A 10,572-nucleotide genomic window follows, 5' to 3' on the forward strand; every position below is an offset into this window, starting at 1 on the left:
CGTTCTTCCACCCGGAGATCGCTACGGTTAGGACTACGCTGCTCGCATGTTTTCCTCCGTCGCAGCGAAGATCCGCTTGGTGGTGGCACTGCTCCTCACCGCACTCTTGGCGCTAACTCTGTCATCGTGCTCGAGCAGTTCGGAATCATCGGCAGCCCCCACAGACCTGTGTGCGCCTCCCGGAGTGGGAGCTGCAACCGCAGCGCCCACAAACCTGGACGCAGCCGCAGGTGCAGGCGCCGAAGACCGATACACCACGGCCACCGTCACCCCGATCGACCAGATCGACATCTCGAAACTCAACCTGATCAAACCGGGTGTCATCACCGTCGGCACGCTCGGCGACGCGCCGCCGAGCATCTGCGTCAACTCCGAGAATCAGTACACCGGTTATGACAACGAGCTCCTCGAAGCCATCGCAGACAAGCTGGGCCTGAAGGTCGAATTTGTCGGCACCGAGTTTGCCGGTCTGCTCGCGCAGGTCGCCGGACGCCGCTTCGACGTCGGCTCCTCGTCCATCACCACCACGGATGAGCGTCGCAATACCGTCGGCTTCACCAACGGCTACGACTTCGGCTACTTCTCCCTCGTCGTACCCAACGGCAGCCCCATCACCGGCTTCGGCGATCTGGACGCGTCCAAACGCATCGGCGTCGTGCAGGGAACGGTTCAGGACGATTACGTCGTCAACACCTTGAAGCTCGATCCAGTGAAGTTCCCCGACTACGCAACCGCGTACGCGAACCTCAAATCCGGCCAGATCGACGCCTGGGTCGCACCGTCACAGCAGGCCGAAGGCGCCATCGCCCCGGGTGATCCCACGTCGATCATCCAGAACACCTTCTCGGTGAACAACTTTGTCGGCTGGGCAGTGAACAAGGAAAACCAGCCGCTCATCGACGCCCTGAACTCGGGTCTCGACGCCGTCATCGCCGACGGAACCTGGGCCGAGCTTTACTCCGACTGGGTTCCGCGCGAACTTCCCGAGGGTTGGAAGCCCGGCTCCAAGGCCGCCGCGACGCCTGAGTTGCCGGACTTCGCCGCCCTCGCGGCCGAGAAGCCTGCCACGACGGACGAGACGACGACCTACCAGCCCAAGTCGACGTTCCAGCAGCTCAAGGACACGTTCTTCGACTGGCAGCTGTACAAGCAAGCGTTCCCGGATCTCCTGAAGACCGGTCTGCCCAACACCATCATTCTGGCGCTCGCGTCCGGCGTTATCGGCACAGTATTGGGCATGCTGCTGGCAGTCGCGGGAATCTCGCGGACGCGTTGGCTGCGCTGGCCGGCGCGCGTTTACACGGACATCTTCCGCGGCCTGCCCGCCGTCGTCATCATCTTGATCGTCGGCTTGGGCGTCGGCCCCATCGTCAAGAACATCACCGGCAGCAACCCGTACTGGCTGGGCGTCGCGGCGCTGTCGCTACTCGCGTCGGCGTATATCGGCGAGATCTTCCGATCGGGTATCCAGAGCGTCGAACCTGGCCAGCTCGAGGCCTCTCGCGCGTTGGGCTTCAGCTACCGCAAATCCATGTCGCTTGTGGTCATTCCTCAGGGTGTACGACGCGTTCTGCCTGCATTGATGAATCAGTTCATCTCGCTGATCAAGGACTCGTCGCTGATCTACTTCCTCGGACTGCTCGTCACACAGCGCGAACTTTTTGCCGTGGGACGCGACCTCAACGCCCAGACCGGAAACCTGTCACCGCTCGTCGCGGCCGGCCTGTTCTACCTCGCGCTGACCATCCCGCTGACCCACCTCGTCAACTACATCGACAATCGCCTCCGGACGGGACGCGCCGACACTTCCGGCACGTTGGATCCGCTCGAGCAGGCCATCGTCGTGGAAAGGGGCTGAGGACATGACCAGCTCTGAACTGAAATCCGTCTCCCTCACCGGCACGGACCTGCACCTGTCCTTCGGTACCAACAAGGTCCTGCGGGGCGTCAACCTCCACGTCGACGCCGGCAATACCGTCACCGTCATCGGGCCGTCCGGATCGGGCAAGTCGACGCTCTTGCGCGTGCTGAACCGCCTGCACGAGCCCGAGCAGGGTGACGTTCTCCTCGACGGGAAGTCCGTCCTGAAGGACAACCCTGACGAGTTGCGACAGCGCATCGGCATGGTGTTCCAGCACTTCAATCTGTTCCCGCACAAGACGGTGGCCGAGAACATCGCGCTAGGTCCGAACAAGCTCAAGGGACTGTCCAAGGACGCGGCACGCGCATTGGCCCTCGAGCAGCTCGAACTGGTGGGACTGCGGGAGAAGGCGGATTCCCGCCCGGGCAACCTGTCCGGTGGCCAGCAGCAACGTGTTGCTATCGCCCGGGCCTTGGCAATGAAGCCCGAAGTCATGTTCTTCGACGAAGCGACATCGGCCCTCGACCCCGAATTGGTCAAGGGCGTGTTGGCCCTCATGGCAGACCTCGCGAAATCCGGCATGACGATGGTGGTCGTGACCCACGAAATGGGCTTCGCCCGTTCCGTTTCCGACAAGGTGCTGTTCATGGATCGTGGCGCCGTTGTCGAAACAGGAACTCCGGAACAGCTTTTCGACGATCCGGAAACGGAACGATTGCAGGCGTTCTTGTCGCAGGTGTTGTAGGGGCCTTCGGCCCTAAATCCACCCCTGTCGGCGGGCGATCACCGCAGCCTCATGTCGATTGGCCGCACCGAGTTTGGTGACGGCTGAAGACAAGTAGTTGCGTGTGGTGCCCGCCGACAGGTGTGCGCGGGTCGCGATCTCTTCTATGGATGCACCGTCGGCCGCGTACTCGAGCACATCCGCTTCCCGCGGTGTCAACGGTGAATCGCCAGCGCCGATCGCTTCGGCTGCCAGCGACGGGTCGACGTATCGGCCGCCGGAGTGAACGCTGCGGACCACTTCCGCGAGGGTCGTTGCCGACGTCGTCTTGGGAAGGAATCCCCGGACACCGGCCGCGAGCGCCTTCTTCAAGTAGCCCGGACGGCCGTGGCTCGTCACAATGATCGACGCACATCCCGGCACGGATTGTGCGATCTCCTGCGCCGTTTCGATCCCGTCGATACCGGCCATCTGAAGATCCAAAACGGCAACGTCCGGCTGAAATTCCACAGCGGCGACAACGGCTGCTTCTCCCGATTCCGCTTCGGCCACAACAACTATGTCGTCCTCGAGCGAGAGCATCATCGCAAGTGCGGATCGGATGAGATTTTCGTCGTCGGCAAGCAATACCTTGATCGGCTCGGTCACCGAGACTCCTTGATCGGGGAAGAAAAATGTGCGGTCAGCGTGAAGGTACCTTCATCGTGGATGACCTCGAGGATGCCACCAACAGCTGTGACGCGTTCCCGTAGCCCATTCACACCGGTACCGTCACCTGCGCGTTGTTGCACTGCACCGTCGTTGGCTATCGACACGGATTCACCTGTTACCTCGATAACTGCCTGCTGCGCGGAAGAATGACGCAGTATGTTCGTCACGCCTTCGCGGACAACCCACGCTGCGGTTTCCGCCAATTCGATGGGCAGGGCATCTGCAGATCCGCGAATGTCGGTGGTAATTCCCGCCGCCTCGAGCAGTGATCGCGCACCCGCCAGCTCCGACGCCAGTGCAATGGATCGGTAGCCGCGCACCAACTCACGTGCCTCGGCGAGGGATTCCTGTGCGAGATCACGCACTTCGTCCATCTGCTGGGCAGCGCGATCGTCCCCGCGACGCGACAATGTAGCTGCCAGATCACTTTTCACCGCGATTGCCGACAGCGCACGACCGACCACGTCGTGAAGGTCACGCGAAAAGCGGAGGCGCTCTTCGGCTACCGACAGTGCGGCCGCGGCTCCGCGTGCCTCGTCAAGTTCGGTGACCATCCGCAAAAGCCATACCGACAGCTGCACCGTGAAGGTCATGAAACCCGCCACACATGCCACCAGGATGCCGATCTCGGGTCGCCCGGCAAGCGCACACACGCCGGCAGCAACGGCTGCTCCCAGCATCACCCATCGCCACGACACCAAAGCCGCAAACGGCACCGGGACGATCATCGCCAGCCAGAAATACGGACCCTGCCCCGCATCGTCAGCCGGTAAGGCAATAACCGCAGAGCAGAGCGCCGCCACGGTCATGACCACCACTGGCACCTTCACCGATGCGGTGCTGGTCCCACCCAACTCGGGGATGCGATCCACTGCGACAACGGCTGCGGCCGCGCTGATCACAACGAAGAGCGCTCCGAGGTAGCGATGCATGGCCGCTTCGGTGATACCGCCGAATATCCCGAAGAAAATGCCGAGGACAAAGAACGACTGACGCGTGTACAGGCGAACCTTGTCGACACTGGACGCCGTTCGCCACGTTCGGGTCGGATTCCAGCGTCCGAAGCTCTCCGCAATCATGCCTACTACCTTCTCAGAGTTCTAGGAGCGAGGTTCCCAGCGGAAGTACACGTTGGCGATCAGTACCGACCCGACGATCCACGCGACCAGAACCAATAGCGGTTGACCGGCCGATACGAAAGTGTCTGCAAAACTCGCTGCGACGGCGCCGTCGTCAGCCAGTTCGGACGACGTACGCCCTACCCATCCCAGATTCACGAGATCGAGAATCGCAGCCATCGGCGTGAAGTCGAGAACGCGAGCGATGTTGTCCGGCACGACATTTCTGATGCTCGACATCCCCGCAGTTGCAAGAATGAGGATCGGCATGCACGTGATCTGCGCGGCTTCGGCATTGCGAGTTACCGCCGAGGTGATGAGTGCCAACGCAGTGAACACGGCAGCGCCACCGATGAACGCCACCAGCACCAGTACAGGATTGACCGGCACCCGCCCACCCAGAACCACCACGGCAATCCCTACAACCACCGTCAGCAGGCCCGTCAGCACCCAGGACGGCACTGCAGGGCCGGCCAGAATCTCGGCGTCACTGCACTCCCCGGTGCGCAGACGCTTGAGCACCAGTTCGTCGCGCCGCGTCGAATACACCGACAGCAGGTTGTAGAACACGACAAACACGAGCAGGAAGAGAGCAAAGATCTCGAGGCCCGACGCTACCGCTGTGTCGGACAGACCATCCTCACGCGAGATGATCAGAATTCCGATCGGGAAGATCAGAGGTAGGACTATAGCGTTGAAGAGCAACAGACGGTTTCGGCCCAGAAGGGTGAACTCCGCACGAGAGAGAGTTGCTATGCGGTTCATACCGGCGCCCCTTCGAGTTTGACGTGATGGTCGAATTGATCTGCTATGGACAGAAATACGGTCTCGAGGGATGCTGCCCGCGCATCCAGCCCGGACAAAGCCACGTTGTTGTGCTGAGCCCAGATCAGAAGATCGGTGAGCGTTTCCTGCACGGTGGCAGTAGTGATGACTACCACGTCACCTTCGACGCGCATCTCGGCACCAGGCAGGTTCGGAAGCAGGAGATCCGGCCTGCGCACCTTGATCTGCGCAGGATGATCCGCCACCACCTCGGCAACCGTCCCACTGCGCACTACGGTTCCGCGGTGCATGATCGCCAACTGATCACACAACGACTCGGCCTCGTCCAAGTAGTGCGTCGTCAACATGATAGTGACGCCAGAGGCCTTCAACTCCGCGATCAATTGCCAAGTATTACGCCGACTTTCGGGGTCGAGACCAGTCGTCGGCTCATCCAGGAACAGCACGAGCGGTTGGCCGATAATGGCGCAAGCCAAGTCGAGTCGACGTGCTTCGCCGCCGGAGAGGAACTTCACGCGGGTGTCGCTGCGATCGCGCATGTCGACTCGCTCGAGCACCTCGTCGACCGGCAGGGGATTGGAGCAGGTTCCGGCCCACATCGACAGACTCTCGCGAGCTGTGAGATCTTGAGGGAGGCCGCCCTTTTGGAGCATGATGCCCAAGCTCGGACGGAGTTCTCGGCGCTCCCGAACCGGATCCATACCCAGCACGCGCACCGATCCGTCCGTTGCCCGCGAAAGTCCTTGGATTACTTCGAGACTGGATGTCTTTCCGGCGCCGTTAGTTCCGAGCAGTCCGAACAGCTGACCCTCCGCGACAGTCAGTTCGAGATCGCGGACCGCGTAGAACGCGTCTTTTCCGGAACCGTAGCGCCGGGACATGGCCTCAACCTCGATAACCGGATCGCCCTTCATCGCGCAGCCTCCGATCGGTTCCAGCCGCGCAGCCCGATGGCGAATCGGATACCCGCATAGACAGCAAGAGCAGCAACAAGAATCCAGAACACGGGATTGGAGCCGATGATCGCGAACACCACTCCGATGAGCGCGATATTCACAACGATCACAACAAGTTCACGGCCCATCGTGGGCGCTGGTCCGATGTCCATCAGGTCCGTCAGGAGGCTTCCTTCATGTGGTTCTCTCATGCCACCAAGCCTCGCGGAAAGTCTGAGCCAAAAACAGTGCAGAGCATCATCACCTACGGTGACACTGTCACGGATCGGCGATGACAAATGTCATGAGGCGTCCCCGCGGGGACGCCTCATGAATTACAGGTAAGGGTCGCCTCGTTGTTTTGCCGTTCATTATTACGTTCCTTTACCCTCGCTTACGGCTTCTACGGTTCCCGAGACCATTCAACGAATCTCGGGAGTTCACGGTGGCTATCAAGCCTTTGGCACTGTTTGTCAAACACGACGGTGTGTCCTCACGCGCGTCGATCACCTGCCAGTACAAGTGTGGAAACGCCTGCTCGCACGAGGTGCCCAACACCTCGGAAGGTGCGTACTTCCGCGATATCGCCCGCGCTGCCCTGAGCCGACGCGGCATGTTGCGCGGCAGTGGCATGGCTGTGCTGGCAGTCGGGGCGGGTAGCGCACTCGCCGGCTGCTCGGACGGAACAGCCGAAGCTGCGCCCGGAACCGGCTCGGCAGGCAGCAGCGACGGTGGCACCGGGAGCACGCCGGCCGGCACCAAATTCACCGCCGTCGCCCCCAACAAAGCGGATGCGGTTACCGTCCCGGAAGGGTACGAACAGGGCGTCGTCATCCGCTGGGGTGACGCCGTTCTCGCTGGAGCACCGGCCTTCGACTTCGAGAACCAGACCGCGGCAGCACAGGCGCTGCAGTTCGGATTCAACAACGACTTCGCCGGCCTCCTGCCCGTCGAGGGGCAGCCGAACACCTATCTGCTCGTAGTCAATCACGAGTACTCCACGGAACCGGCAATGTTCCGCGGCTACGACGCCGAGAACCCCACCGAAGAGCAGGTCAAGATCGGCCTCGCCAGCCACGGACTCTCCGTCGTACAGGTCAAGGGCGACTCCGGGTCCGGCAAGCTGGTTCCCGAGATCGGCGCCAACAACCGTCGCATCACCGGGACAACCGAATTCCTTGTCACTGGACCTGCTGCAGGCAGCGATTTCCTCAAGACAAGCGCCGATCCGACCGGCACCAAGGTACTGGGCACGCTCAACAACTGCGCCGGCGGCGTAACCCCCTGGGGCACCGTGCTTTCCGGCGAAGAAAACTTCAATCAGTACTTCGCCAATGCGGAGGCCGTCACCGATCCCATTGTCGCGCCACGTTTGAAGCGATACGGCCTGGCCGGCGGTGCGTCTGAACGTAAGTGGGAACGCTTCGACAAGCGCTTCGATCTGGTGGCAGAACCCAACGAGGTGAACCGCTTCGGATACGTCGTCGAGGTCGACCCGTGGGATCCGTCTTCGACTCCCGTCAAGCACACCGCGCTCGGCCGCTTCAAGCACGAAGCCGCCACCATCTACATCACCTCCGACGGCACAGTCGTGGCTTACAGCGGTGACGACGAGCGCTTCGACTACATGTACAAGTTCGTCTCGAGCCGAAAGATGCAGGACGGTAAGAGCCAAGCGGCCATGCGCCACAACATGACCCTGCTCGACGCCGGAACACTGTACGTCGCAAAGCTCAGCGGAAACTCTGCCGGCGAGATCGACGGAACCGGCAAGCTTCCGTCGGACGGTAAGTTCGACGGAACCGGCGAGTGGGTAGCCATCCTGCGAACCGGTGACGACGGCAAGGGCGAATCGCTCGTCGACGGCATGAGCGCGGAAGAAGTAGCCGTTTTCACCCGCCAGGCCGGTGACAAGGTCGGGGCAACGAAGATGGATCGCCCCGAAGACTTCGAGGCAAACCCGAAGAGCGGCAAGGTATACGTCGCGCTGACCAACAACACCAAGCGCGGAGTCGACGGCGGCGCAGCGGCCGATGAGGCAAACCCCCGGAACAACAACAAGAACGGTCAGGTCCTCGAAATCGCCGACGATCACGCCGGCACCACCTTCGGCTGGAATCTTCTTCTCGTCTGCGGAGATCCGGCTACAGCTGATACCTACTTCGGTGGATTCGACAAGAGCAAGGTCAGCCCGATCTCGTGCCCGGACAACCTTGCTTTCGACCCACACGGCAACCTGTGGATCTCGACGGACGGTAATGCACTGAAGTCCAACGACGGACTGTTCAGCGTCGTCCTCGAAGGCGAAAATCGGGGTGAGACAAAGCAGTTCCTCACTGTTCCCGTCGGCGCCGAAACCTGCGGTCCCATCGTGGACGAGAAGCGCGTCATCGTCTGCGTCCAGCACCCCGGTGAAACCGACGATGCCAGCATCGAAAGCCCCGCTTCCCATTGGCCCGACGGCGGCGCCTCCCAGCCTCGCCCGTCGGTAGTCGCCGCCTGGAAGAAGGACGGCTCTCGGATCGGCTCGTAACACTCCACGAAAACGACTGTGGGGCAGATCGCATACTCTGCGATCTGCCCCACATCGTTTACCTCAGATTCTCACGAGAATCAGTTGTCACCATCCTCGCGACGCCTACGCGTCAGGAGAACAACACCCGTTCCCAGCGCCAGCAGCAGAACCAATCCGCCCGCTGCAAGCAACGTGGTGTTCACGCCACTCTCACCAGCGCCACCACCCGAGTTGATCGTTCCACCCTTAGGAGCAGGCGTCGTCGCCTTCGGCTGACCCGGGGTTGCTGTCGGCGGCTTCGGCTGTCCCGGAACCGTGGTCGTAACCGGCTGACCCGGAACCGTCGGCGGGATGACGATCGGAGGAACAACGACGATCGGGGGAATGATGATCGTCGGCGTAACCGGCACCGTCGTGGTCGGCGGCGTCGTGGTCGGCGGGTCCGTCGTGACCGGTGTCGTCGGCGGCGTAGTTGTCGTCACGCCACACGGATCCACAATCTCTTCCGCGACAACTTCTTCTGTCGTGGTTTCGTCCGTGGTGGTCTCCTCCGTAGTGGTGGATTCCTCCGTACCGGTCACATCAGCATCACCGGCAGTGGTCGCGCTAGCCGTCGTCGTCGCAGCCGTGGTGGTCGGAACCACCGTGGTCGTCGTCGGAGGGACACAAGGCTCCGTCGTGACCGGCGGCGTCGTGGTGGTCGTCGGCGGCACCGTAGTGGTGGTCTCCGGCGGGTCTATCGGGTGTTCGGTGCAGAGAGCGTCGCCCGGGACACAGTCCACCGGCGGGTTCTCGCCACCAACCACCAGGTAGTTGTTCAGAACACCCGGAGTGAATCCGGGACCCGACAACGTTCCGATCTCAGGATTGACCTTGACGGTGTACGTCACTGTCGCGCTCTCACCCTTGGCCAGCTTTCCGGTGACCGTGAAGACGTTGTCAACGACACCCGAAACAACCAGCGTGGAAGTGGTAGCCGGATCCTTCGTCATTACTGCATCGTCGAGAACATCGGTCAGATCGTCGTAGAAGCTGATCTCACCATCCGCGGTGCCCACATTCTTGAACGTGAGTGTGTACGTGATCTCCTGGCCGCCAACCACACGGTTTGTGGTGGACGGATCAGAGGACTTCAGTACCTCAATTGCGGGAGTGCCCTCCACAGGATGCTCGGTCGTCACCGGCGGAGGAGTGATCTCCGGACCGGTCGGCGGCTTCGCAGTACCGGTGACCTTGTTGTTGATCAGAACCCCGCCGGCAACACCGTCGTTGATCTTCACCTGGTAGGTCAGAACAACCGACTTACCCGCCTCGAGTGCACCGGTCCACGAGAGCGTGGTGCCCTCGAGGGTCGGAGCAGCACCGTCGACACCGTCAACAGTTGCCTTGAGCGAACCGTCCACCAACACCGCGTTGTCGAGAACCTTCGACAGATCATCGGTCAACACCACCGGATCAAGGGTCGTGTTACCCGTGTTCGCACCCGTCACCGAGTACGTGATCGTCTGACCAGCAGCAACATTCGTACCCGACACCGGATCCGCAGTCTTCGCGACCGTGAAACCCGGAACCTTCACCGGATGCGTCGTGCACAGCTGAGTCGCCGGATCACACACCTCCGGAGGATCAACCGGAGGAGTCGTACCCGGAACAACGAAGTTGAGCACCGTGTTGTCGGCATTCGCCGCAACGCGATCGGCATCAGCCTTGACCGTGACGGTGTACGTCACCGTCTTGCTCTCGCCGGCCGCAAGGGTTCCCGTCACCGAGAAACCATCCGTACCGACCATCGCAGCAGTCAACGGAGCATCAGCAGTCAAGCTGCCCGCAACCAGATCAGCATCGTCGAGCAGACCACGCAGATCGTCGAAGTGCGCGACCTCACCCGCACCGTTACCGGTGTTCGTGAACGTGAGCGTGTA

General features: G+C 61.6%; 9 protein-coding genes. 3 read left to right on the forward strand and 6 right to left on the reverse strand.

Annotated elements, in window-relative coordinates:
- The first annotated feature begins 46 nt into the window (after positions 1–46).
- Both R4P64_RS03030 and R4P64_RS03035 read left to right on the forward strand, forming a co-directional pair.
- Positions 47–1,858, forward strand: coding sequence for an ABC transporter substrate-binding protein/permease (locus R4P64_RS03030; RefSeq protein ID WP_219110474.1), 1,812 nt, complete (start codon positions 47–49; stop codon positions 1,856–1,858).
- A gap of 4 nt (positions 1,859–1,862) precedes the next feature.
- Positions 1,863–2,606, forward strand: a complete 744-nt coding sequence (locus R4P64_RS03035) for an amino acid ABC transporter ATP-binding protein (RefSeq protein WP_033237041.1) — start codon at positions 1,863–1,865, stop codon at positions 2,604–2,606.
- A 12-nt stretch (positions 2,607–2,618) separates the two neighbouring features.
- On the opposite strand, the gene R4P64_RS03040 is transcribed toward R4P64_RS03035, so the two are convergent.
- The 5 genes from R4P64_RS03040 to R4P64_RS03060 are packed head-to-tail and all read right to left on the reverse strand — an operon-like array spanning position 2,619 to position 6,347.
- Positions 2,619–3,233, reverse strand: a complete 615-nt coding sequence (locus R4P64_RS03040) for a response regulator transcription factor (protein ID WP_033237040.1) — start codon at positions 3,231–3,233, stop codon at positions 2,619–2,621.
- Positions 3,230–4,375, reverse strand: a complete 1,146-nt coding sequence (locus R4P64_RS03045) for a sensor histidine kinase (protein WP_141485286.1) — start codon at positions 4,373–4,375, stop codon at positions 3,230–3,232. The genes R4P64_RS03040 and R4P64_RS03045 overlap by 4 nt, the downstream gene beginning before the upstream one ends.
- A gap of 21 nt (positions 4,376–4,396) precedes the next feature.
- Positions 4,397–5,179, reverse strand: coding sequence for an ABC transporter permease (locus R4P64_RS03050; RefSeq protein WP_045065990.1), 783 nt, complete (start codon positions 5,177–5,179; stop codon positions 4,397–4,399).
- The gene (locus R4P64_RS03055; RefSeq protein WP_172937224.1) at positions 5,176–6,114 is read right to left on the reverse strand and encodes an ABC transporter ATP-binding protein; all 939 of its coding nucleotides are present in this window, start codon (positions 6,112–6,114) and stop codon (positions 5,176–5,178) included. The genes R4P64_RS03050 and R4P64_RS03055 overlap by 4 nt, the downstream gene beginning before the upstream one ends.
- Positions 6,111–6,347 carry a hypothetical protein gene (locus R4P64_RS03060; protein WP_239654660.1) on the reverse strand — a complete coding sequence of 79 codons (237 nt, stop codon included), beginning with the start codon at positions 6,345–6,347 and terminating at the stop codon, positions 6,111–6,113. Before R4P64_RS03060 ends, R4P64_RS03055 begins: the two co-directional genes overlap by 4 nt.
- Before the next feature lie 233 nt (positions 6,348–6,580).
- On the opposite strand from R4P64_RS03060, the gene R4P64_RS03065 reads away from it, so the two are divergent.
- A complete protein-coding gene (locus tag R4P64_RS03065) occupies positions 6,581–8,668 on the forward strand; it encodes a PhoX family phosphatase (RefSeq protein ID WP_317819226.1) in 2,088 nt (695 codons plus the stop codon).
- Between the two features lie 80 nt (positions 8,669–8,748).
- On the opposite strand, the gene R4P64_RS03070 is transcribed toward R4P64_RS03065, so the two are convergent.
- Positions 8,749–10,572: isopeptide-forming domain-containing fimbrial protein (locus R4P64_RS03070; protein ID WP_317819227.1), on the reverse strand; the 1,824-nt coding region annotated here is incomplete at its 5' end.

Source organism: Rhodococcus sp. IEGM 1366 (genome assembly GCF_033142425.1).
GTDB classification, from domain to species: Bacteria; Actinomycetota; Actinomycetes; order Mycobacteriales; family Mycobacteriaceae; genus Rhodococcus_F; species Rhodococcus_F globerula.